The organism is Ruminococcus flavefaciens (assembly GCF_900143025.1).
GTDB lineage: Bacteria > Bacillota > Clostridia > Oscillospirales > Ruminococcaceae > Ruminococcus > Ruminococcus flavefaciens_I.
In genome coordinates this window covers 31,926-56,140 of record NZ_FRCT01000001.1, presented here as the reverse complement: position 1 = coordinate 56,140, position 24,215 = coordinate 31,926, and the positions used below count along the sequence as shown (strand labels likewise).

25 protein-coding genes are annotated in these 24,215 nt (G+C 45.2%); 13 read left to right on the top strand and 12 right to left on the bottom strand.

The features are described from left to right. Positions 1–107: 107 nt before the first annotated feature. Together BUB28_RS00285 and BUB28_RS00280 are read right to left on the bottom strand one after the other, a co-directional pair. Positions 108–1,028 carry a uridine kinase family protein gene (locus BUB28_RS00285; RefSeq protein ID WP_072947651.1) on the bottom strand — a complete coding sequence of 307 codons (921 nt, stop codon included), beginning with the start codon at positions 1,026–1,028 and terminating at the stop codon, positions 108–110. Positions 1,029–1,040: 12 nt separating this feature from the next. Continuing rightward, positions 1,041–2,138 carry a radical SAM/SPASM domain-containing protein gene (locus BUB28_RS00280; protein WP_072947650.1) on the bottom strand — a complete coding sequence of 366 codons (1,098 nt, stop codon included), beginning with the start codon at positions 2,136–2,138 and terminating at the stop codon, positions 1,041–1,043. Between the two features lie 361 nt (positions 2,139–2,499). Between BUB28_RS00280 and BUB28_RS00275 the strand changes: the two genes are divergently transcribed. The 7 genes from BUB28_RS00275 to BUB28_RS00245 all read left to right on the top strand — a co-directional run bounded on the left by BUB28_RS00275 (position 2,500) and on the right by BUB28_RS00245 (position 12,852). After that, positions 2,500–4,845, top strand: coding sequence for a glycogen/starch/alpha-glucan phosphorylase (locus BUB28_RS00275; protein ID WP_072947648.1), 2,346 nt, complete (start codon positions 2,500–2,502; stop codon positions 4,843–4,845). A gap of 36 nt (positions 4,846–4,881) precedes the next feature. After that, a complete protein-coding gene (locus BUB28_RS00270) occupies positions 4,882–5,943 on the top strand; it encodes a sensor histidine kinase (protein ID WP_072947646.1) in 1,062 nt (353 codons plus the stop codon). A 48-nt stretch (positions 5,944–5,991) separates the two neighbouring features. Further along, the gene (locus BUB28_RS00265) at positions 5,992–8,313 is read left to right on the top strand and encodes a glycoside hydrolase family 95 protein (protein ID WP_072947645.1); all 2,322 of its coding nucleotides are present in this window, start codon (positions 5,992–5,994) and stop codon (positions 8,311–8,313) included. Positions 8,314–8,332: 19 nt separating this feature from the next. Further along, on the top strand, positions 8,333–10,012 hold the full coding sequence (locus BUB28_RS00260; protein WP_072947643.1) for a glycosyl hydrolase: 1,680 nt from the start codon (positions 8,333–8,335) through the stop codon (positions 10,010–10,012). Positions 10,013–10,027: 15 nt separating this feature from the next. Continuing rightward, entirely contained in the window at positions 10,028–11,338 is a 1,311-nt protein-coding gene (locus BUB28_RS00255; protein ID WP_072947642.1) for a hypothetical protein, read from the top strand. A gap of 189 nt (positions 11,339–11,527) precedes the next feature. Next, positions 11,528–12,283: a sporulation transcription factor Spo0A gene (gene spo0A / locus BUB28_RS00250; RefSeq protein ID WP_072947640.1), complete on the top strand. Its 756-nt coding sequence runs from the start codon at positions 11,528–11,530 to the stop codon at positions 12,281–12,283. 59 nt (positions 12,284–12,342) lie between these two features. Further along, positions 12,343–12,852: a flavin reductase gene (locus BUB28_RS00245; protein ID WP_072947639.1), complete on the top strand. Its 510-nt coding sequence runs from the start codon at positions 12,343–12,345 to the stop codon at positions 12,850–12,852. 130 nt (positions 12,853–12,982) lie between these two features. Here the strand turns inward: BUB28_RS00245 and BUB28_RS17555 are convergent, their stop codons facing one another. After that, positions 12,983–13,135, bottom strand: a complete 153-nt coding sequence (locus BUB28_RS17555; protein WP_347497168.1) for a helix-turn-helix domain-containing protein — start codon at positions 13,133–13,135, stop codon at positions 12,983–12,985. A 125-nt stretch (positions 13,136–13,260) separates the two neighbouring features. Between BUB28_RS17555 and BUB28_RS00235 the strand changes: the two genes are divergently transcribed. Next, positions 13,261–13,464, top strand: a complete 204-nt coding sequence (locus BUB28_RS00235) for a hypothetical protein (RefSeq protein ID WP_072947637.1) — start codon at positions 13,261–13,263, stop codon at positions 13,462–13,464. Positions 13,465–13,493: 29 nt separating this feature from the next. Here BUB28_RS00235 and BUB28_RS00230 read toward each other — a convergent pair whose 3' ends face one another. Beyond that, positions 13,494–13,715 (bottom strand): helix-turn-helix domain-containing protein, encoded by a 222-nt coding sequence (locus tag BUB28_RS00230; protein WP_072947636.1) that lies wholly within the window; start codon positions 13,713–13,715, stop codon positions 13,494–13,496. Positions 13,716–13,954: 239 nt separating this feature from the next. Here BUB28_RS00230 and BUB28_RS00225 point away from each other — a divergent pair, with 239 nt between their 5' ends. Continuing rightward, positions 13,955–14,323: a hypothetical protein gene (locus BUB28_RS00225; RefSeq protein ID WP_072947634.1), complete on the top strand. Its 369-nt coding sequence runs from the start codon at positions 13,955–13,957 to the stop codon at positions 14,321–14,323. Between the two features lie 213 nt (positions 14,324–14,536). Here the strand turns inward: BUB28_RS00225 and rpsT are convergent, their stop codons facing one another. After that, positions 14,537–14,797 (bottom strand): 30S ribosomal protein S20, encoded by a 261-nt coding sequence (rpsT, locus tag BUB28_RS00220; RefSeq protein ID WP_072947633.1) that lies wholly within the window; start codon positions 14,795–14,797, stop codon positions 14,537–14,539. A gap of 226 nt (positions 14,798–15,023) precedes the next feature. On the opposite strand from rpsT, the gene gpr reads away from it, so the two are divergent. Further along, positions 15,024–15,872: a GPR endopeptidase gene (gpr, locus tag BUB28_RS00215; protein WP_072947630.1), complete on the top strand. Its 849-nt coding sequence runs from the start codon at positions 15,024–15,026 to the stop codon at positions 15,870–15,872. 174 nt (positions 15,873–16,046) lie between these two features. On the opposite strand, the gene BUB28_RS00210 is transcribed toward gpr, so the two are convergent. Then, positions 16,047–16,799, bottom strand: coding sequence for a DUF2461 family protein (locus BUB28_RS00210; protein ID WP_072947629.1), 753 nt, complete (start codon positions 16,797–16,799; stop codon positions 16,047–16,049). Between the two features lie 383 nt (positions 16,800–17,182). Between BUB28_RS00210 and BUB28_RS00205 the strand changes: the two genes are divergently transcribed. Continuing rightward, positions 17,183–17,548 carry a hypothetical protein gene (locus BUB28_RS00205; RefSeq protein ID WP_072947627.1) on the top strand — a complete coding sequence of 122 codons (366 nt, stop codon included), beginning with the start codon at positions 17,183–17,185 and terminating at the stop codon, positions 17,546–17,548. A 95-nt stretch (positions 17,549–17,643) separates the two neighbouring features. On the opposite strand, the gene BUB28_RS00200 is transcribed toward BUB28_RS00205, so the two are convergent. From BUB28_RS00200 to BUB28_RS00190, 3 genes are all read right to left on the bottom strand, one after another. Further along, entirely contained in the window at positions 17,644–18,939 is a 1,296-nt protein-coding gene (locus BUB28_RS00200) for a Sapep family Mn(2+)-dependent dipeptidase (RefSeq protein ID WP_072947626.1), read from the bottom strand. 126 nt (positions 18,940–19,065) lie between these two features. Beyond that, complete coding sequence (locus BUB28_RS00195; RefSeq protein ID WP_072947624.1) at positions 19,066–20,196, bottom strand: ABC transporter ATP-binding protein; 1,131 nt, start codon at positions 20,194–20,196, stop codon at positions 19,066–19,068. A gap of 112 nt (positions 20,197–20,308) precedes the next feature. Beyond that, on the bottom strand, positions 20,309–21,094 hold the full coding sequence (locus BUB28_RS00190; RefSeq protein ID WP_072947623.1) for a pseudouridine synthase: 786 nt from the start codon (positions 21,092–21,094) through the stop codon (positions 20,309–20,311). A gap of 91 nt (positions 21,095–21,185) precedes the next feature. Here BUB28_RS00190 and BUB28_RS00185 point away from each other — a divergent pair, with 91 nt between their 5' ends. Next, positions 21,186–21,593 carry a DUF4830 domain-containing protein gene (locus tag BUB28_RS00185; protein WP_072947621.1) on the top strand — a complete coding sequence of 136 codons (408 nt, stop codon included), beginning with the start codon at positions 21,186–21,188 and terminating at the stop codon, positions 21,591–21,593. A 1-nt stretch (position 21,594) separates the two neighbouring features. On the opposite strand, the gene BUB28_RS00180 is transcribed toward BUB28_RS00185, so the two are convergent. Genes BUB28_RS00180 through BUB28_RS00170 form a run of 3 tightly spaced genes read right to left on the bottom strand, consistent with a single transcriptional unit; the run spans position 21,595 to position 23,274 of the window. Continuing rightward, positions 21,595–21,978: a magnetosome magnetite crystal formation protein family gene (locus BUB28_RS00180; protein ID WP_072947620.1), complete on the bottom strand. Its 384-nt coding sequence runs from the start codon at positions 21,976–21,978 to the stop codon at positions 21,595–21,597. A gap of 19 nt (positions 21,979–21,997) precedes the next feature. Beyond that, positions 21,998–22,474: a transcriptional regulator NrdR gene (gene nrdR / locus BUB28_RS00175; RefSeq protein WP_072947618.1), complete on the bottom strand. Its 477-nt coding sequence runs from the start codon at positions 22,472–22,474 to the stop codon at positions 21,998–22,000. Next, entirely contained in the window at positions 22,471–23,274 is an 804-nt protein-coding gene (locus tag BUB28_RS00170; RefSeq protein ID WP_072947616.1) for a sugar phosphate isomerase/epimerase family protein, read from the bottom strand. The genes nrdR and BUB28_RS00170 overlap by 4 nt, the downstream gene beginning before the upstream one ends. Before the next feature lie 326 nt (positions 23,275–23,600). Between BUB28_RS00170 and BUB28_RS00165 the strand changes: the two genes are divergently transcribed. Continuing rightward, positions 23,601–24,215 (top strand): manganese efflux pump, encoded by a 615-nt coding sequence (locus tag BUB28_RS00165; protein ID WP_072947614.1) that lies wholly within the window; start codon positions 23,601–23,603, stop codon positions 24,213–24,215.

Here is a 24,215-nt window from a genome sequence, read left to right as displayed (position 1 = left end):
AATTAGGAATTCGGAATTATAGGTGTCCGCCTTCAAGTGGATTGATTTAAAAAATTTAGATACATCGGCGTAAGCCGACACATCAATTCCTAATTCCTAATTCTGAATTAGTATTTAAACTGTCCGTTGCCTATGAATTCGCAGATGAGCGAATCGGGGGTTATATCCTTTTTGTCTATAGGCATAAGAGCTTCAAGGACCTTTACTGACTCGCTTACCTCGGGAACGTCCATAAGCTCCTCCAACTGGTCGAGAAGGTCGTTGCGGTAAGCCGAAAGCTCATAAGCCATGAAGGTATCCACATCATAGTCGGAGCGGTATTTATACGGCATTATGTACTTGTTCTCGCCTGCCTCAACGTTGTGGAACATATTCATTGTTTCACGGAGAGAGCGCTTGCGGAAATTCCTGTCGCGTATCATGCGGCGCATAAGACGTACTCTTGACGGGTGAAGGAGTATGCCCTCGCCCGAGATACGTGTGCGGACGCTGACGTATATCTTGCTTATCATGCTGTCGGGAACTGTTATTACGGACGGATTAAGGGCGTGTATTCCCTCAAAAATAACGATCTCGCCCTTGTTTCGCTTGAACATCTTTCCCGAACCCGAACGTGTAGAGGTCTTGAAATTGTACTTTGGAAGCTCTATTTCCTTACAGGCGCTTATTGCCTCTATCTGCTGGTTGAGGAGCTGACTGTCTACGCGCAGGGGAGACTCAAGGTCCATTTTTCCCTCTGCTGCAAGTGCCTTTTCAGCCTCGGTAAGCGGACAGAACCAGTTATCCATAGAAAGGGTATGGGTCTCATGTCCCATATCATCAAGAATCTTCTCTATCATCATAGCTGTAGTGGTCTTGCCGGAGCCTGAGGGTCCTGACAGGAGTATTACAGGCTTTTCGTTGTAATTCTCAGCGATATCGTCAGCTATCTTCTTTAATTTGTAGAGGTAATCCTCATTTACTGCCCTGACAAATTCCTTCGGGTCTTTTTCTATTCCCTGATTTATTCTTGCTATTTCAATATTCATTAGGGGTCTCCTTTATTCATTTTTATTGAGCAGAGCTTCTACCTGTGCGCGTTTTTCGTACAGCACACAGCCCCCTGCATGGTCGTCCGCAAGGATATCTCCGCTGCGGAGCGCACTGAAAAGCCGAGAGTCTATAGCCTCTCTCAGCGATGTATCACGTACATTGATGTCGGAATAAGGCGAAAACGGACAGGGCTCTGCACCTCCGTGGGAGTTGATATGGAAAAAGCCCCTGCCTGCGGCTATACAGCCGCCCGAACCCTTTTCGTCCCCCGGGAAGGAAAGAAACACCACATCTGTATATCTGCTCCTGAGAGCAGCTATCCTGTCGTTTAAAAGCTGTCTCTCCTTGTCGGTGGGAGCAAGTCTTTCGCTGTCCTCGCTCATAGGGACATATTCCACGAATATCACCAGCTTGCAGCCCTTTTCCGCAAGACTGCCTATGAACTCCTCTGAGCTTATCTCATTTATGTTTTCGGTGGTAACAGTTACGGAAGCACCGAAAATCAGGCTTTTTTTGCAGAATTTTTCCATATTTACGCAAAGCAGGTCGTATACGCCCTTTCCGCGCCTTGAATCTGTAGCTTCCCGTCCGCCCTCTATACTCAGAACGGGTATGAGGTTGCGGTTTTTATCAAATATATCGAAGTATTGTTCGTTTATGAATGTTCCGTTGGTAAATATCGGAAAAATGATGTTCCTCACAGAAGCAGCCGAGCTTATAACATCACGGCGCATAAGAGGTTCACCGCCTGCAAGCAGTATGTAACTTATGCCAAGTTCTTCGGCTTCGTTGAATATCCTCAGCCATTCCTCCGCAGTAAGCTGGTCATCGGGCGGCGCGTCCGTAGTGGCGCTGCTGCACCTTGAATAACAGCCTGCACAGTGAAGATTGCAGCTCGATGTGATGCTTGCAATCAAAAAAGGCGGTATGTGCTCGCCTTTTTCGGCACTTTTGGCACGCTTTTTTGAAGCCTTACTGCTTGCAGCTGCGAATTTCAGCATAAAAGCAGTTTCCCTCGGATCCTTCAGCACTGCACGAAGAGAGTCGGAAACTATATGCTCCACACCCTTAGTCAGGTAAGCCTGAAGGTCAAATTTATTGTCCATAATAATCCTCTCATCAGTGTATTTATAATATTATATCACATTTTTCGCATTATTTCAACCCGTCAATTTGGTATTTTTAACGTTGTATTCAACAGAATGTTGATTTTTAAGCATAACGATCTGCAAAACATCATTAACACATTCCCCTTACGGCTAAAAGTTAAGAGCCAATGTCAGATTAAAATTGTCGAATTTTGTGGCAACTTCATCAATTGTCCTAAAATGCCGCCATTTATTGCCGATTTATTTATGATTTATCTGAAATTTTACCATTAATTTCTCAGAAATTTGCAAAGTCTCGTTATTTGTGTTATAATAAAACGGATAATATAATTTTGCATTTTGAAAGGGGTTTTAAAAAATGGATCGAAATGTGTTTATTGAAAAGTTCAGCAGCAGACTGCCAAAAGATATAAAGTCTGCTTCTCCGCAGCAGCTCCATGACGCTTTAGGCAGTACAGTTATGGAAATGTTCTCGGAGCGCTGGAACAACAGCCGTCAGCAGCATCTCTCAAAAAGACGCGCTGCGTATCTCTCCATGGAATTTCTCGTAGGACGCGCTGTATATAACAATCTTCTTGTGCTCGGCATTTACGAAGATGTGGAAAAGGCTTTCGCAGAGCTTGGGCTCGACCTTTCTTCACTTGAAGATATCGAAGACGCTGCTCTCGGAAACGGCGGTCTCGGCAGACTTGCTGCCTGCTTCCTCGACAGTGCCGCAACACTCGCTCTTCCGCTTGACGGATACGGTATCCGCTATAAATACGGTCTTTTCAAGCAGTCTATCGTTGACGGCTATCAGAAAGAGGACATCGACGACTGGACAAAATACGGCGACCCGTGGTCTGTTCGCTGCGACGAGGACACTGTCCTTATCGAATACAACGGTCAGACCGTAAAGGCTGTGCCTTATGATATGCCTGTTTTCGGCTTCGGTACTGAGAACGTGGGGACTCTCAGACTATGGCAGGCTGAGCCTGTCAAGGAGTTCGATTTCGATATATTCAACAAGCAGGACTATCTTGAAGCATCAAAGGAAAAGATATACGCCGAGGATATCTCCCGTGTGCTCTATCCTAACGATGATACAGACGAGGGCAAGAAGCTCCGCCTTAAACAGCAGTATTTCTTCAGCTGTGCTTCCCTTACCGATATAATCAAGAAGCACAAGGCACGCTTCGGCACTCTCGACAATTTGGCTGACTATATTTCAGTTCAGCTCAACGACACTCACCCTGTTATCTCTATCCCCGAGCTTATCCGCCAGCTGGTGGACAATGAGGGCTACAGCTTTGAAGCTGCCCTTGATATGGCTAAGAGGATATTCAACTATACCAACCATACGGTAATGCAGGAGGCTCTTGAAAAATGGCGCACTGACCTTGTTGAGGAGCTTCTGCCCCGTATCTACGCTATAATCATTCAGATAAACGAGGCTCTCATTGCGGATATGTACGCTGCAAATGTGGCTAAGGACAAAATTGACCGCATAAAGATAATAAAGGGCAGCCTTATCCACATGGCTGACATGGCTTGCTATGCTTCGAGCCATATAAACGGAGTTGCTGAGATACACACTCAGATACTGAAGGACTCTGTCCTTGCGGATTGGTTCAGCCTTTATCCCGAGCGTTTCCGCAACGAGACAAACGGCATAACTCAGCGCCGCTGGATAGCTCTCTGCAATAAGGAGCTCTCCGCGCTCATTACCGAGCTTATCGGCGATAACAGCTGGATAAACGACCTTGACAAGCTCAAGGAGCTTGCTAAGTACGCTGATGACGAGAATGTGCTCCGCCGCTTCATAGACATAAAGCAGGGCAAGAAAGCACAGCTTGCCGACTTCATCAAGGCTCACGACGATATCGACACAGACCCGAATTTCGTTTTTGACATTCAGATAAAGCGTCTGCACGAGTATAAGCGTCAGCTCCTCAATGCCTTCTCCATTCTCTGGATATACTACGGCATAAAGGACGGAAGTATCAAGAATTTCACTCCTACTGCATTTATCTTCGGAGCTAAATCTGCTCCCGGATATCGCCGCGCAAAGGCTATAATCAAGTTCATCAACGAGGTGGGCAGGATAGTTTCCTCAGACCCCGATACGCGCGACCTTATAAAGGTAATATTCGTTCAGAATTACAACGTTTCCTACGCCGAAAAGCTTGTTGCGGCTGCTGATATCTCCGAGCAGATATCCACAGCAGGTACAGAGGCAAGCGGCACGGGTAATATGAAGCTCATGCTCAACGGTGCGGTAACTCTCGGTACTTACGACGGTGCAAACATCGAGATAGTACAGGAGGCAGGCGAGGATAACAACTATATCTTCGGTGCAAGAGTCGAGGACCTTGAAAGGATAGTTCCCGAATACGACAGCAGAAAGATATTCGCCGATGACCCGATGATAAGAAAGGTAGTATCCTCACTTATCGACGGCAGCGTTTCCGACGGCGGCAGCGGCGATTTCCGCGAGCTTTACACTGCTCTCCTTGACGGCGCAAGCTGGCACGCTCCCGACCATTATTACCTTCTCGGCGATATCAGGAGCTACGTTGAGACAAAGCTCCGCTGCATAAGCGACTACAGTTCAGACCGCCTTGCTTTCGCAAGAAAACAGTGGCTAAATATGTGCAATGCAGGCAAATTCAGCTCTGATAGAACTATTGCCGATTATGCCGAGAATATCTGGAATATAAAATAATCACCTTTTACCACTTTCCCGAAGGGCGGTGAACGCTTGAACCGACTTATTGACAAGCTTGCAATAGTCCTTATATGCCTTATGAGCATCGTTATGTCAGAAAGCTTTACAGCTCCCGTTATCATAACACTGATAACACTGACTGTTTCAGCCTCGGCACAGCTGCTTACGGGCACTGTATTTGCTTCTGTCCTGATAGCTCTATGCTCGGTATCATGCGGAGTTTTTCCGCTTATGCTGTGTTCACTCCCCCTGCTGCTCTACGACGCTCTGTGGGAGAAGAAATGGTGGCTCATACTGCCTGCGGTGACTGTAATGCTAAAGCTGGATCAGCTCAGGGCAGAACAGCTCATACTCACAGGTGCCGCATTTGCAGTAACGATCATAATATACAAGAGAGTTTCTAACCTTGAAGAAACTGTTTCTGTCCTCACCTCTCTCCGTGACGAGGTTGCAGGCAAGAACAGACAGCTTGCTGAACAGAACCTGCGTCTTGCTGCTGCTCAGGATAACGAGATACACCTTGCTACAATGAAGGAAAGAAACCGCATCGCCCGCGAGATACACGACAATGTGGGACATATGCTCACTCGCTCGCTTTTGCAGTCAGGTGCCCTCATAGTCATAAATAAGGACGAACAGCTGAAAGAACCGCTGGAAAGCCTTAAATCTACTCTTGACAGCGCTATGACAAGCATACGCGAAAGCGTCCACGACCTTCACGACGATTCCATAGACCTGAAAAAGGTCATAGAGGACAGCATAAGCACAGTTGACAGCCGTTTCAGCGTTAAGCTGGACTGCGATGTAAGCGATAATATCGCAGGCAATATAAAGCTCTGCATTATCGGTGTGGTAAAGGAAGGACTTTCAAACGCCGTAAAACATTCAAACGGCAATAAAATAAACATCATTATCCGCGAGCACCCGGGATTCTATCAGCTAATGCTGGAGGACAACGGCTGCTGCTCTGAAATAAAAGAAAGCGGCATAGGTCTGAAAAATATGTCCGACCGAGCTGCCGCACTCAAAGGCAGAATAACTTTTACGCCCTCTGAGGAAGGCTTCAAGATATTCATGTCTCTGCCTAAATCCTGATATAGGCATTGTCTGCAACGATTCATAATCCTATAGGAGATCTTAATAATGAGTACTGAAACTTTAATGAAATACAATTCACCTGCTGAGAGCTTCTCAGAGGCTCTCCCTATCGGAAACGGACGTATCGGCGCAATGATATACGGAACACCTGACAACGAGAATATCGTAATAAACGAGGATTCTGTCTGGTCCGGTGGTCTGCGTCACAGAATAAACCCTGACGCAAAGGAGGGCTTCGCAGAAGTAAGAAGGCTCCTTGCAGAAGGAAAGGTGGCTGAAGCTGAGGACACAGCCTTCAGCAAAATGCAGGGAGTTACTCCCAATATGCGCCGCTATATGCCCCTCGGAGAACTGGAGCTTGAGCTCCAGCTAAACGGAAAAGCCCGTGAATATTCCCGCAGTCTCGATATCGGAAGCGCTGTTGCTGATGCTTCCTTTACCGTGAACGGCGTAACATATACAAAAGAATACTTTGTATCCGCTCCCGACGAAGTCATGGTCATGCGCATATCTGCATCAGAGCCTGCTTCTGTATCTCTTTCCTGCTGCATAGGCGGCAGAGATGACTATTATGACGACAACCGCCCCTGCGGTAAGAACATGATACTCTTCAACGGCGGCAGCGGCAGCAAAAACGGCATATTCTTCGCAGCCTGTCTCGGCGCTTCCTCAAAGGGCGGCGAGCTCAGTACAGTCGGCAGCAGGATATGCGTAAAAAATGCCGATGAGGTAATGATAGTCCTCTCGGTCAGAACAAGCTTTTACAGTGAAATGTACGAGGAGTCAGCTCAGGTGGATACTGAAATGGCTCTCCAGTGCGATTTCGAGGAGCTTTACTACCGCCACGTAAACGACTACAGGGAGCTTTTCGACCGCGTTGAGCTCTCTCTCAACGATAACAGCGAGGAAGAGGATCTTGCTCTGATGAATACTGACGAGCGTATCGACCGCCTCAAAGGTGATGAGCTTGACAATACCGAGTGTGAAAGACTTATCCACGACAATAAGCTCATAGAGCTCTACTTCAATTTCGGAAGATACCTTATGATATCATGCAGCCGTCCCGGTACTCAGCCTGCTAATATACAGGGCTTGTGGAATGACCAGATGTCATCGCCCTCGGGCAGCCGCTATGAGCTCAATATCAACACCGAAATGAGCTACTGGATAGCAGAAAGCTGCAACCTTTCCGAGTGCCACCTGCCTCTCTTTGACCTTATGGAGCGCATCTGCGGCAACGGAAGAGTCACAGCAAAGGAAATGTACGGCATACACAAGGGCTTCGTATGCCATAATACTACCGATATCTGGGGCGATACCGTGCCTCAGGACGAGTGCAGGACTTCAAGCATATGGCCTATGGGCGGTGCATGGCTTGCCCTGCATATCTACGAACACTATGAATACACCCTCGATAAGGAATTCCTTGAGGATAAATACCATATTTTAAAGGAGGCTGCCGAATTCTACACCGAATACCTCACAGATGACGGCAGCGGCAGACTTGTTACAGGTCCGTCGGTTTCTCCCGAAAACGAGTATATCGACGAAAACGGCGTAAAGGCAAGCCTTTGCATGGGTCCTGCAATTGATATGCAGATAATCACCGTCCTTTTTGCCGATGTCATCAATGCTGCACATATTCTCGGCAGAGACAACGCATTTGCAGATAAGCTGAGAACTATGATGCAGAAACTCCCACTGCCACAGGTAGGCAAGTACGGACAGATAATGGAATGGTCAAAGGATTATGATGAGTCTGACATAGGTCACAAGCATATCTCTCAGCTCTTCGCACTGCACCCTGCTGACCTTATAAATCCGTACAGAACTCCTAAGCTTGCGGACGCTGCAAGAGCTACCCTTGTCCGCAGACTTATCAACGGCGGCGGCAAAAAGGGCTGGAGCTGCGCATGGATAACCAATATGTGGGCAAGACTCTACGACAGCCGCATGGTATACGAAAACCTCAAACGCCTGCTCTCACATTCTACAAATCCGAATATGACCAATTCCGAACATTCCTTCCAGTTAGACGCTAATTTCGGCGGCACTGCCGCTATCGCAGAGGCTCTTTTACAGAGCTGCGGCGGCGAGATAGACCTGCTACCTGCACTCCCTGACGAGTGGAAAACAGGCCATGTAAAGGGTCTTAAAGCAAAGGGTGGATATACATTCGATATCTATTGGGTAGAGAGCAAGCTTACTACAGCTGAGATATATTCAGAAGCTGACGGAGAGATGCACCTCCGCGCAAACTGCGTTGCAAGCATTACCTGTGACGGTATATCCGTAAATTCACGTATTGAGGACGGTGTTATCATCTTCAATACGGAAAAGGGCAAGACTTATACTGTCAAATCCTAAAGATCCATAGGAGGAATAAATGGATATTCGCAAGATAGCTGCTGTAGCTGTGGCAATAGGAGCGGGAGCTTCTGTTTTTGCGGCTTGCAGCAACAGCAAAAAACCTATTACTTCCTCTGTGCCTATCATAGAGGAAACTACTGCCAAAAAGACTACAGAACCTGCTACCACAGAGCCTGTTGAGACCTTCCCCGACTATCCCGTTACCTTCCCAGAAATAGAGAAGAAACAGTCGGGCAACCTCTACGAAGCCGAAAAAGCCGAGTTAAAGGGCGGTGCTGCTGTTGATACAAACAAGCCCGAATTCAGCGGTGACGGCTATGTTACCAAATTTGGAAACGAGGGCAAGGCTTCTGTTGTTTTTGAGATAGATGTCCCCAGCAATCAGCACTATGACCTTTCTTTCAATATATTATCGGATAAGGCTGTAAACTGCCGCTTAAAGCTCGGCGACGAACAGCTTACCGTATTCAAGACTACAGACAACAATCAGTTCACATATATCACTGTATACGGCGTTTTCCTTACAAAGGGCAAGCAGAAGCTTGAAATTACTCCCGAAAACGGCGATATGTGCCTCGATTATCTCAAAATCGAGAACAATACCTCCCTCAGCGACATAAGCTATGACGCAAAGGGCGAGCTGGTAAACAAAAATGCAGGAAAATCTGCTAAGGAGCTTATGAGCTTCCTATCCGAAAACTACGGAAAATACATGATAACAGGTCAGTACGCTTACGGCGGAGAAAATACCGAGCTTGACCTTATCTACCGTACTACAGGCAAATACCCCGTTATACGCTTCTCAAACCTTGAGGTATCACGAAACAGCTTCGATGAGGGCTTCAAGGAAGTGGACGCTGCTGCTCAGTGGTATCTGGACGGCGGTATCTCATGCGTAAGCTGGTACTGGGCTTCGCCTTCCGACAAGAAAAGCGCGATACACGCCGATGATACGGATTTTGACCTTTCAAAAGCCGTTACTGAGGAAAAAATAGCCGAACTCAACGAGGAGGAGATCCGCGAGCTTTACAGCAAGGGAAATATTTCCAAGGAATGTTACGGTCTCATACTGGATATAGATAATATGGCAGGTCAGCTCACCTCCCTGAAAAACAGGGGAGTACCTGTACTCTGGAGACCTCTCCCCGAGGGCTACGGCAACTGGTACTGGTGGGGCGCAAAGGGGGCAGATGCCTATAAATGGCTGTGGAACCTTATTTACGACCGCTTCACCAAGTATTTCGAGCTGGACAACCTCATATGGGTATGGAACGGTCAGAGCGACACGACTCTCGTTGACAGACGTACCTTCGATATCGCTGCCGTTGACCTTTACTTCAAGAACGAAAAGGACTACGGAAACAAATTTTATGAGGAATTTGCAGCTGTTCAGAAATTCGTGGGCAGTGACAAGCTCATCGCTATAAGCGAGTGCGGAAGCGTTCCCGATATGGACGCTGCTTTCCGCGATAACGCTGTATGGTCGTTCTTCGGCGTATGGTACGGAAAGTACATACAGAATGAAAAAGGCGAATACAACGAGGAATTCACCAGCAAGGACGCTCTTGTAAGAGCATATAACTCCGACGGTGCCATGACCCTCGATGAATACCGCAAGCTCAGGGGCATTGAGCCGCCTGAAGCTGAAAAAAGTACAGAAGAAGCTTCTGAGAAAGAAACAAAAACGACCGACTAAAAAGGAGGTTTTTCAATGGACGGAGAATTTCACCCCAAAAGACCGCTGTCTGCGGCACAGGACGAAATACTCGTAAAAATGCTCCATGAGGTGGAGAGAAACGACCACAAAGCCATTAGCTTCAAGCTGTGGGATACTCTCGTTCTCACGCCATTTTCCAAGCCTGAGGATATGTTTCTCTTTATGGAAGAGGACTTCTCGCTGCTCAATACCTCAAACAAGACCTTCACAGCGCTGCGCATAGAGGCTCAGAAGGCAGCTGAAAAAAAGTACGGTCCTAAGGGCAATGTTACCCTTGAAAAGATTTATAATATACTCGCTAAAATGAGCGGCATCACTCCTACGGGCAGAGAAAGGCTCATGACAAGGGAATGTGACCTGATACAGCATTTCGCTTTTCCGCGAAAAATAGGAAAGCTCCTCTTTGATAAGGCTAAGGACTGCAAAAACAGGATAATCATTACCTCTGCGTCCTATTATCCCCGCGATGTGGTGGTCAAGATACTCTGCGACTGCGGCTACGGCGAATATGATTCCGTGATAATCCCCGCAGAACAGAATATCCCCGATTCCGCAGAAACCGCTTATCTCGATGCCGTTATCAAGAAATCGGGCGTTAATGCAGATAATATCCTCCATATAGGCGGCGACTTTTCACACGATGTCGAAGCCGCTATCGTAAGAGGTCTAAAGGCTATACTGCTTCAGTCTGCACAGCCGCTCATGGTAAAATCGGGAAGGCTTCGCGGCTATATCGAGGATAAGCTCCTGTATGAGATAGACAGCGAAAAATGCATGGCTATCAGAACAGCCTTTGCACTTTATGCGGCTTACGGCTTCGATGTGCCGCAGAATAAAAAAGCCCACAGCGATTTCTGTCTCGATGAACATATGATAGGCTTTATGGTACTTGGTCCGCTTTCATTTATCAGTGACTTTGAACCTGAGACCGAAATGCAGAGGACTCTCATAAACGCAATGGAGAAAAATCCTAAGATAATAGAGGGCAGAGATGATTTCAGAGATATGCTGGACTTTCATTTCGGGGATTTCATCGGGAAATACGGCAGCGAAGGCTGTCGGCTGCCGCTGGAATTTCTCGAAAAACACAGCTATATCGGCGACAGAGATATTATTTTCCCGCATCTTACGGATAAAGAGAAGAAAAAATGGGGTAAAGCCGCAAGTGAGCCAAAGCTCGCCCCTGTTCATACAGAAAAGGTCAGGAAAAACGCTCTTCAGAAACTTGCCGACAAGCTTTTCCCCGAGGGAACAAACGTAAGAGAAATGTCTGAGGCTATCCTGCACAGAAAAAAACGGAAGTAATATGCATTTCCGCACATTTTCCGTCTTTTGCGACAACCTTTTCCGACGGCTTTTTTCACCGCCTCTCTTGTAATACATTTTCCGAACAATTACTGCTTTATTCCTTAAAATAAAACGTTGCAGCTCCTTTTGTGATGTGATATCATTATTAAGCGGTCGAAAACCGCTGTACAAAAGGAGGTATAAATCATGAATAACAAGGTAAAAGTACTTATCGGAGATGATTCTGCCGAGACAGGCGTGAGCATAGCAAACAAGCTCCGCGAAAAGGGAATGTATGCGTATACAAGACGCAATGACTGTGGTATAATATTTGAGTCTATCAAAAAAGATCCGCCCGATGTTGCGGTAATGGATATAGCCTCACAGAACGGCGACGTTATATCCGTTATGAGAAACGTCAAGGAGCTGGGTATAAAAACTCCCGTATTTATCATAACGTCTGCTTACGACAACGAATTCATCGAAAGACAGGTAACGGAAAACGGTGCTTCTAAATTTCTGCTCCGTCCGTGCAGTGCCGATGACCTTTGCAGTGCTATAAACTCCGCTCTCGGAGACAGAGTCAACAGCTTCAGCGATGACATGGAAGTAGTTGTTACGGATATGATCCATCAGCTGGGCGTTCCTGCACATATAAAAGGCTATCACTACCTGAGAACAGCTATACTCTATTCTATCAAGGACAAAACTCTCCTTGACAGCGTAACAAAGCTCCTGTATCCAACTGTGGCAGGTATTTACGATACCACCTCTTCACGCGTAGAACGCGCTATCCGCCACGCTATAGAAATAGCATGGGACAGAGGAAATGTTGATACACTTAATGCCTTCTTCGGCTATACCGTGGATACAGGCAAGGGAAAACCTACAAATTCAGAATTTATTGCGCTTATCACCGATAAGCTCCGCCTGCGCTATAAAAGTGCGCTAAAGACTTACTGACGTATCATAAGCCGCGGTAATTCTGAATAAAATATAAATCATAGAAAAGGAGAATCACCATGGCTTTCAAACAAATTGACATCAGTGAGCTTTCCTTTAATCCGTTTGAAAAGATCGGCAAGCAATGGCTGCTGCTGACAGGCGGAAACAAAGAAAGCTACAACACGATGACGGCATCGTGGGGACAGCTCGGAGTTCTTTGGAACAAAAATGTCCTCACCTGCTACATCAGACCTACGCGCTACACCTATGGCTTCGTTGAGAAAAACGAATGCTACACAGCATCTTTCTTCGGTGAGGAATTCAGAAAAGCTCTTTCCTTCTGCGGCTCTCATTCAGGCAGAGACTTTGACAAGGCAAAGGAAACAGGTCTGACTCCCGCTGAGATAGACGGCTGTATGACATTTGAAGAAGCAGAGCTCGTCCTCGTTTGCCGTAAGCTCTACAGCTACGACCTTCAGGAAAGCGGTTTTCTCACAGATGACGGTATTCCCGAGAAATTCTTTAACGGCGACGCTTATCACCGTGCATATATTTCCGAGATCGTGGGAGTATATGTAAAGGAATAAAAAAATCCCCCTGCTGATTTCGCAGGAGGATTCATTCTCTGAATTCAAGAAGCTTATACGGCTCGATCTTCAGCGCACGGGCAAGATCAAATATTACTTCAAGCGATACGTTCTGAATAATGTTCGGAGCTTATATCGCACTTATGTGCGAGCGGCTTATTCCCGATATTTCCGCAAGCTCTTCCTGTGTAAGTCCCTGAAGCTTTCTGTAATAGGCTATATTCAAACCAAGCTGAATGTACTTGAATTCGTTTTCTTTGGATATTTTCATTGACCTTGACATTAAAATCGTTCCTTTCTTATATAATCTTAACAAATTATAAGAAAGAAATACACTTTTTAACGATTAGCTATTGCTTTTTATCGGTAAGCAATCTATTATTATAATAACGAAAAGGGGGATTTGCAATGACTGATGATATTTTTAAAAGCGTTGCATTAAAAAATGGCATAAGTGAAGATGAAGTGAAACGTGAAATGGAAAAAACTATTGCCGAAGCCTGCAAGGATCCGAATGCACCTATCAATAAGATCGGCAACGGAAAAGTTCCTACTCCTGAAGAGGTAATGGAACACGTTCTCCGTGAAATTGCAAAATCTAATTTTAGCTGAAAAATCCCCTTACTGTCAAAGTAAGGGGTTCACTTTTTTGTGGGATATTTCGCCTTTTCATCGGTCAGACCAAGTATATAATCCGTGCTGGTGTCGTATAGCTCCGCAAGCTTGATGATGATATCCACGGGTACATCGCGGAGTCCACGTTCATACTTTGAGTAGAGAGACTGGTCGCAGAAAAGATAATCGGATACTTCTCGCTGTGTCTTGTCGTTATCTTCACGAAGATTTCTTATCCTGACGAACATACTTTCCCTCCTGTAGTTGTAATATTACAACAATTCTATGTATTATTATAAAACAGGAGCGTTTTTTTAAGAGAATATAGGACAGATAGTCCTAATCAAAAAATTGTAAATCTTTACAAATTTGTAATTTGCATATTTAGTTGTAATATTCGTGGAAAGTATTGACAAATACATACAAAACAAGTATAATAATATTAGGACATATAGTCCTAATCAAATGATAAAAAGGAGCTTTAAATATGAAATGTCTCTTATGTGCAAAGGAAATAAGTGAAGAAAATGCTAAATGGATAAATGAAGAGGACGCTATCTGTCCTGAATGTGCTTTTCTAACCGCAAAACTGGAGCTAAAAACCCCTGCTGACGATTATTCCGAAGACAAGAAAAACAGTACGGGCAATGCTCTTCAAGTAGTCGGTATCATATTATGGGTATTAGGTTTTTTGTCAGTAGTTGCTTTCAATGCAATGAAAAAAGATTTCTCGCTTGCAACAATGATAATAGGTATATTCACAGCCTTTACCTCGGGACTCGTGGTATATGGTATGGGAGAGATAATCATACTTCTCGATCAGATTAAACATAAAATACCGACCAAAAGAAAATGATATCGCCGCAAAACGGATATCAACATTGTTTAATTCACGGGCTGCCAAAGGCAGCCCCTACATTTTGATCCGTCTGCGTAAGCAGACACCTTACTCTCAACTTTTAAGCGGCGTTCCGCCGCCCCTACACCAATCACTGAAAAAAACAAAACCCCCTTGCAGACCGTGAGTTGTCCGCAAGGGGTTAATTCTTATATGATCAAAAAAGACCTATTATTCAGCAGCATTGAGCTTCTTAGCGAGCTGAGACTTCTTTCTTGCAGCCTTATTCTTGTGCATAAGACCCTTTGCGCAAGCCTGATCAACTCTCTTGATAGCAACCTTGATTGCCTCTGCCTTATCAGCAGCACCTGTTGCTACAGCTGCATCAGCCTTCTTGAGAACAGTCTTGAGATTTGACTTTCTTGCCTTGTTAGCAGCAGCCTTTGTTGCGTTAACCTTTACTCTCTTCTTAGCAGACTTAATGTTTGGCATTTTGTTACACCTCCTTGAATTATGCAGGCGGAATAATCGTCCGCATTTTACAGATAATAGGAGCAAACACGGGTTCGTTCACTCCCGACAGCTGCAACGCACAGCTGCCATACTGAGACAAATATAATTATAACATTTTTCCACATTGTTTTCAATATCTAAAAGTGAAATAATAGTGATAAATTTTTTCCACAATTAAAGCAAAATGCACAATATGGAGGAATATATGAATATTCGCACCGATCTTGCTCTCGAAAGCCTCTCTTATGACCACCTGCCCGAAAGCGTTCATATCTCAACAAGGGGCAGTTCTTTCAGCATTACAGAGATAATCATTGACGATGACAGCTGCCTTTCCACCATAGGCAAAGGCAGGGGACGCTACATCACCCTTGAGGGCGGCAGTTTAAGCCGTTTTTCCGACGATTATAAGCTCATGGCACAGGAGCTTGCCAACGAGCTTTCGCGGCTTATCCCCGAGGGAGCTGTACTTGTTGCAGGTCTCGGAAATAACGATATTACGCCAGACGCCATAGGTCCGCAGACAGCTTCAAGGGTACTTGCTACACGGCATCTCAGCGATGAGCTTGAAAATGACGATGAGAAGTTCCTGACCTCCCTCAGAAGTGTCAGCACCTTTTCGGGGGGAGTAATGGGACAGACAGGAATTGAGTCCGCGGAGCTTATACGTGCTGTATCAGCCGAAATAAAGCCGGAAGCTATCATTGCCGTTGATGCTCTCGCTTGCAGCGATATAAGCCGACTCGGTACAACTATACAGATAACGGACACGGGCATATCCCCGGGGAGCGGCGTTTCAAACCGTCGCATGGAGCTTTCCGAGAAGCTCTGCGGTATACCGGTTATCGCCGTGGGAATCCCTACAGTCGTGGATATGCACACAATAGTGAGAAGTCTCACAGGTCAGGAGATAAGCAGAGAATTGCCAAATATAATGGTAACTCCCCGTGATATCGACCGCCTGACCGAACGCGCTTCACAGCTCCTTGCATTCGGTATAAACCTCGCATTACAGCCGACTCTCACCTTTGAGGACGTAAGAGGGCTTTTTTAAATTCGGAATGCGGAATTAGGAATTATTGTATGGGCGGATAATATCCGCCCATACAGATTTGATTCGTTCCGCATATAATATACAATGTGCCGTAAGCGATGTACGGGTAACGGTTTTGGAAAAAGTGAGCGAGTTTATGAGCGGCAACGGGGCAAGGTTGCAGCGTCACGCTGCCTACCACATGAATTCAACATCGGGTGCTTTTACCATGTTTATCTCGGGCTCGGGCTCTAAGAGCTGCTGCTCCTTTTTCTCTTTTAGAAGTGCCTTTGCAAGCTCCTCGATTTCAACAATTTCGTGGAAATAATCGTTCAAAGGCTGGACAGCCTTGAACACCTCGGCTGTATGCTCGGCTATTTTTCGGCTGAAAAGCTCCGCAGGATCACTGACCTTAGTGTACACGCTGAGTCCCTTTTTGATGAAATACTTTTCCAGTTCAGGTGTGGGACAGGGCTTTTTGCGCTTATATTCGTCACCGCCTACTGTAAGTCCATAGTTTTCAACAAGTTCTGAGATAATGTTGAGAAACGGTGCTGCATCCTCACTGAGCTGACTGCGGAAACGCTCCATAACAGCAGCTTCAGGCTTCGAGATACGGAAGCCGAACTCCGCTCCCTCGGGAGAAAGCTCAAAATACAGGGTGGGAGTCTTGTTCCAGTACCACGCATCATAGCGGACATATATCCACATAGTATCGCGGTAATGCAGATAGGGCGCGAAATTCTCATCGCGGTATATCCTGCCCACTTTGTACATCATGCCGTCTATATCGGAAAAAGGCGAAAAAAGCTCCTCTCCCAATGCCTTCATGGGCTCGAATATCTTCTCTGTGTATACCTTTTTACGCGGCTCGAACCAGTCTTTATTGTTATTATGCCTTATGCCAAGGAGGAACTCCAGTGCCTCCTGCGAAAATCCTTCAAACATTTCTACTCCTTACTTTTTGGAAACATCAATAAACAGGCGCACGAAACACGCCCATACCTGATATGAATTACGATTTATTATAACACAGCCTGCGACATTATTCAAGCAGAAACAACTTTTAACCAAAAATTTACAGCAATATAGTCCTAATTATATTTCACAAACGGGTGGAAAAGTTTTCAACATGGTGTTGAATTGGTTGTGGAGTCATATGTTCGATTGTTGATAACTCTGTTGAAATAGTGGAAAACAACGTAAAATACACTTTCTGGAAGGGCGGAAAAGTTGAAAACCATGTGGATAATCAGGGAAAATGAGTAAACAATAAAAATAAGTTGTGGAAAACGACTCCACAACAATACTCTGTAAAGGATATGATTTGTATGAAAAAGCTTTTAGCAATATGCTCCATATTTTTTACGGTTTGTGCAACTCTTACAGGCTGCGGAGATAATAACGACGGCCATTATACAGACGACGGAAACGGCTCTGTAATAAGTGAAAACACAACCGATAAAACTTATGAAACCACCACTGACAGAAAAGGTGACGACCGTATTCGTGACCGCGTTGACGATGCCGCAGACGGTATCGGTGACGCAGGCAAGGACATCGTTGACGGCGCAGGAGATGCAGGCAAGGAACTGATAGACGGTGCTCAGAACGCCGCTGATGACGTTATCGACGGTCTTGACGGCGACAAGGAACATGACGAAAAGTCCACAACAACTCACAAGAAAGACAGATAAGCAAAAGGAACGCCGATGACGGCGTTCCCTACATAGTACAACCCAAGTTATTATCTGTTTTATTTTTCAACGTTTCACGCTTATTTGTTGAAAACTCAACAGCACAGCTCTGCCATAGCCTCAGCCATTATCTCCGCATTTCTCAGCAGATTTGCCGATGTTATGAACTCATCGGGCGAGTGCATACGACCGTCCTCGTTGGGGAATTCCGCACCAAAGGCAACTCCACCCTCTATCTCGTGGACATAGGTTCCGCCGCCAATGGCTATACAGCGCCCTTTGTCGCCTGTTACACGCTCATAGACACGGAGAAGTCCCTTAACGAATTCGCTGTTTTCGTCGGTGCAGTGAGGCTCAACTCCCTCGCAGGAGTCAACGGTAAAGCCTGCATTTTCAAGTGCGCCGCAGATAATTTCGCTTATCTCCGCCTTTTTACGGTCAAGTGGGAAGCGAATATCAATTCCGCCGCTTATCCTGCCCATATCTGTATTCAGCATGGACAGTACACAGGTCATATCTCCCGATAAATCGTCACGGAAGCCGAGTCCGCAGCTCTTGCCGTTTGTTTCACCATGTGGGAAAAGCTGGGCAAGAGAGGTTATCAACATATTTTCTCCACAGTAGCTTTCAAGGAACTGGGTTATTGCGTTTTCGCCCTTTTCGGGAGTTGAAGCGTGAGCAGAAGCACCCTCATAAACAGCCTCAACAGGCTCTCCTTCGTCATTTTCCATTGTTACCGTGCAGAACTGAGGAACAGCGTTTATGACAGTTCCTGCCTGTACTTCAAGTATCTCATCGTCATCAAAATCAGATGAAAAATACACCCTAAGCATACCCTTTTCCGCATTTATAACAGGGTACTCGCCGTCAGGAGTAAACACCATTGGCGGTAATTCGCGCTTTTTACGGTAATATGCAAGATCTGCCGAGCCGTTCTCCTCGTTAGTTCCAAAAATAAGACGTACTCCCTTTTTCAGCGGTATACTGAGATCTTTAAGTGCTCTTGCAGCAAAAAATGCAGCTACGGCAGGTCCTTTATCGTCAATAGCTCCGCGTCCTACCAGCTTATCAGTATCGGCTTCATAGCGAAGTACGAACGGATCGGTAGTCCAGCCCGTACCTACGGGGACTACGTCAAGATGCGTAAGCACCGCAAGCTGTGCAGGAGCATCGTTTATGTCTGCCGAGCCTGCATAGTTTTCAACATTATCAACTTTAAAACCTGCCTCCTCGCACTTTTTCAGCATTACCTCAAGTGCTCTTGCAGGCTCTTTGCCGAAGGGTGCTCCCTCCTCGGCTTTTCCCTGTATACTGGGAATTGCAACGAGCTCTGCAAGCAGGTCGATCATTTCCTGTTTGTGTTCTTCAAGATATTTCCTTATTTCAGTCATTTTTGCCTCCGATTTATTTTTATTACAACAAAAAACCGCAGTAAAAATACTGCGGTAGTTTGCGTGTACACAACATCTCCCGACGTTGTGTACCAAGAAAGAAAGGATAAATATGAAAAGAATTAATCAGTTTACAATAGCCTTTTCAGTTTCCTTATCAAAGATGTGGATTCTGTTAGGATCAATAGCAACCTTGATATCATCACCAGGTCTTGCTGTTGATCTTGGGCTTACTCGTGCTGTAAGCGGAATACCCTCACAAAGGAGATAGAGGTATGTCTCAGCACCCATCATTTCTGTGATTTCAACGTTAGCATCAATAACACCTGTTGAAGCATTTGAGAGATACATCTCTTCATCGTGGATAGACTCAGGACGAACACCGAGAACGATCTCCTTGCCAACATAGTTGTTGAGCTCTTCGTTTACCTTTGACTCAGGAACGATGATCTGGTATCTGTTTCCTCTGCCGTTTGAAGCACCGAATTCAACTATATACTGACCATACTCTTCCTTGAGCTCTGCGTCGATGAAGTTCATCTGAGGTGAGCCGAGGAAGCCTGCAACGAACTTGTTTACAGGGTTCTCATAGAGGTTCTGAGGTGTATCGATCTGCTGAACGAAACCGTCCTTCATACAAACGATTCTGTCACCCATTGTCATAGCCTCTGTCTGGTCATGAGTTACGTAAATAAATGTAGTACCGAGCTTCTTGTGGATCTTAGCGATCTCGGTTCTCATCTGAGCACGGAGCTTAGCATCGAGGTTTGAAAGAGGCTCGTCGAGAAGGAATACCTTAGGTGAACGAACGATAGCACGACCGAGAGCAACTCTCTGTCTCTGACCACCTGACATAGCCTTTGGCTTTCTGTCAAGAAGGTGTGTAAGGTCAAGTATCTTAGCAGCTTCGTTAACCTTTCTCTCGATCTCAGGTCTTGGAACCTTACGGAGCTTAAGTCCGAATGCCATGTTATCAAATACTGTCATATGAGGATAAAGAGCGTAGTTCTGGAAAACCATCGCAATATCTCTGTCCTTAGGAGCAATATCGTTTACGAGACGGTCGCCGATGTAAAGTTCGCCCTCTGAGATCTCCTCGAGTCCGGCGATCATACGAAGTGTTGTTGATTTACCGCAGCCAGACGGTCCAACAAGAACGATAAACTCCTTATCTCTTATCTCTAAATTAACATCTGAAACAGCAACTACGCCGCCCGGATATTTCTTATAAATGCCTTTAAGTGTTAAGCCTGCCATTTAATCCAGTCCTCCAGTTCAAAATATAATGCCGATTATTTTATTCCATTATCAGCTATGATAATATAATAGCACATTTTTCATAACATTTCAAGTTGCTAAATCGCCAAACTTATAAATGGTTGTTTATTAGATTTGCCGAAAAAACAGCCGAATATCGGCTGCAAAATACTTCAAAATCCTGCCCTTTGAACAAGTTTTCAACATCTTTGTGCAATAATTCCATACACTCTCCGATTGCCAGTTTTTCGGGCAGAACCAGTGATCCGAGAGAAACTCTCATAAGCAGTTCTACATGGTTACCAACAGCGGCAAACATTCTTTTGACCTGATGATATTTTCCCTCATACAATTCAACAAACGCCAGTCTATCGCTATTTTTAGCTTTTTGCAAACGAGCAGGCAGACAAGCCTCACCGTCTGCTAAAACTATGCCTTTCTCAAATTTGTTAATATAATTATTCTCAAATGGTCTGGCAAGTTTCACAATATAAATTTTGGGTATATGGTGTTTCGGAGATAACATTTTATGCGCCAGTTCGCCGTCATCTGTTATGAGCAGCGCACCTATTGAATCCTTGTCGAGCCTTCCTGCGGGGAACATTCCCTTTGTGCGAATTTCAGGTGGTATCAGCTTCAATACCGTTTCTCCGTCCTTTTCGTCGGTAGAGCATACATAGCCCTGCGGCTTGTTAAGGAGTATATACTTATACCGTGATGTACCTATTTTCTGTCCGCATACCTCCACCTCCGACGACTCGGAGTCTATCTTTGTATCCGACTTTTTCACAACAGCACCATCAAGGCGTATCATGCCCTTTGCCGCAAGCTCCTTTATCTGACTTCTTGTATATTCTGTCCTTTCGGAAATGAACTTGTCAAGCCTTATCTGTGCCATTGCTTCTCCCTTCGGAATATATTCCGCCCTCTGCGAATAAGATGTATTGATATGCCCTGTATACGTCATATCGGAAACGGAGTTGTCTCACATGAAAAAATTCACTTTTATGGTATTTGCCGCAGCCGCATTTGCTCTTGCTTCCTGCGGAAAAAATGAAGCTATCCCACCACAGCTTCCACAAGCCGCTGATGCTTCTCAGCGCATAGGCTATTTTGCTTCTCACGGCTGGGAGGTGGAAGAAATATCCGAAAGGGATATAATAATACCCCATGAGTTTTCGGATATCTATGAGGAATATGCCGAAATGCAGGACAGACAGGGTCTGCCTCTGCGTGAATACTCGGGAAGAAGTGCAAGACTTTATACCTATGAGGTAAAGAATTACAGTCCCGAGAACATGAAAATGCTTGCAGAATTACTGGTATGCGATGATAAAGCTGTCGCCTCAATGGTCTACAGCGAGGACGGCGGCAGCATCAGAATGCCTGTGAGCTGAATCAGAATATGTTTATAAGACTTCCTACGAAGGGGAGTCTGTATGCCTTGCCCTTTAAGCTGCCAACAACGAATGCAAGGTCAACAGCAAGCACGAACAAAGGAAAGAATATTCTTTTTGCGATGAAGCCTATTATAGGGACCAGTCCTAAAATGGAGCAAAGTATTCCCACAACTATGACAGTAAGCAGCCATATAAAGCTCTGATTTGAGTGAAATTTACAGTATGCGGAATTATTGTCACTTACATAGGGCAGGAAGAAAAGAATAGGCAGCAGATACGCAAAAATAGCGAAAACGCCGCTTTTGTTCGAATCATAGTCGTTAAATGTCCTTTCAGTGTCCAGGTCATTGAACTGTTCGAGAATGTTTTCAAGATTATCCATACAAATATACCTCCATTATTTACTGATCGGAGCCTTTCTCCGATCTTTCACACTTTTCGTTAAATTCGCTGATAGCGGCTACAAAGCTGTCGATATCAGTGAAATCCTTATATACAGATGCAAATCTTATGTAGGAGATAGGGTCTATATCCCTGAGTCTTTCAAGGACCAGCTCGCCTATTTCCGAGGATTTTGCAACTGTTCTCAATGCATTTGCGTAATAATTCTCAACATAGTTAGCTATCTCAGTAACCTTTTCCGCAGAGACAGGTCTCTTTTTTATTGCGGAAACTATGCCGTTTATAAGCTTTGTCTTATCGAAAAGCTGTACGCTTCCGTCGCGTTTTTCCACCATTAAAAGCGGTACCTCTACTGCTTCATAGGTAGTAAATCTTTCTCCGCATCTTGTACATTCACGCCTGCGCCTTGTTTTGTCTTCTGCAGGACGTGAGTCTATAACTTTAAGGTCTTCAAATCCACAGTAAGGACATTTCATATTTTCTGCTCCCCGCCGTAAGGCTCGGTCATTTTCGTGAGTATGTTGTAGCTGGAAATAAGATCGCTTATGCCTGAAAAACCGCTTCTGTAAAGCTCAAGGACTACACTGCAATCGGGATTATATCCATTCAGCTTTTCAAAAAACTGTTTGAAATTAAACCTGCCTCTGCCTATGAGCAGACAGTCTCCCATTTCTCCCGAGTCGCTTATGTGTACATGAGCTATCTTATCGCCGACTATATCGAGAAATTTCATAGGATTTTCGTTTGAACGTATCGCCTGCTTTGTATCAAGCACAAAGGCAAACTCATTGCCCAGCATATTCTTTATTTCTTTTACAAACGCTGACGAACCGCTCTTGCACCGTGATACATTTTCCACAGCTACCGTAACACCAAACTCCCTGCCAAGACGATAAAGCCTTGAATACCTTTCACAGTAAAGCTCGGGAGTACACACAGATGACGGCTTTCCGCCGTGAAATACGAAAACATTTGCTCCCACGATGTTCATAAAACGGAAGTACAGCTTGTAATATTCAAGTATATCATTCATTCTGCGCTCATATTCCGAAAAGAACATAAGAGGTTCTATCTCACAGGTAAAAGGGTGTACAGAAGGACACCTTACATCAAATCTTTTCAGCAGATTTGCCATTCCGTGAGCATAGCCCTTTTTAAGCTCAGAATGAGTATTTATAAATATCTCCACACAGGAAACACCGTTTAACGCAAGGTCGTAAAGTGCTTCCTCAAGGGGTTTCGGATACAGGCAAGCTGTAGAAACACCTGCTATCAATTCAACCCCTCCCTGCAAAAATTTAATATATTTTAATTATACCCGTATTTCCTCGGAAAGTCAATAAAAAATAATAATTTTGCATATCAAATTTATTATTACATAACAGAACACGTTTTATTAGTTGAGAGTTAATGTGTCTGCTTGCGCAGATGTATCAAAATGTAGGGGCTGCCTTTGGCAGTCCGCCAGTAAGTCGTAGGGGCTGATGTGGGCATCAGCCCCTACATATGGTTATTTCGGAATAGGTGGGCTGTCGTGGACGCCAGTCCTACTACTCACTAAAATCTTACTCACCGCATATGATAATGCGGAGGTGTAATGCTTTGCTGAAAGAAATATTCCTCGCATTCATTGTAAGTATTGATACATTCCTTGCCGCCGCAGCCTGCTGCAACAGCGGCATAAAAATACCGATACTGTCGGCTGCTGTCATAGACTTTATATGCGCTGCCGTACTCGGTATATCCATAGCCTTTTCACAGCTCCTGTGCAGTATTGTTCCTCTCGGTATATTCAGATTATGCGGAGCTGCCGTACTCATAACTCTTGGAGCTCTTACTATCGCAAAAAGCCTCGTGAGAAGCCTTATCCGACGTATCTCCGACAGAGGTGAGCTTTCGGTAAAAATGGGCGGCAGTCCCCTTATATTAAAGCTTTACCTCGATGATACTGCCGCAGATGCCGACCACTCAAAGCTCATATCCGCAGGTGAAGCTGCCGCCCTTGCACTTGCAAGCTCACTTGACTCCGCCGCAACGGGAATAAGCTGCGGTTACGGCGATATATCGCCGTTTACAGCATTTTCAGCAGCCTTTGTCTGCGGAGCTGCCGCACTTTCACTCGGCTCTTTTACGGGCAGAAAAATATCCTCTCTGCGCCATGATCTCTCATGGGCAGGAGGATTGCTTCTAATTATATTTGCCGTATTTTCGGCGTAA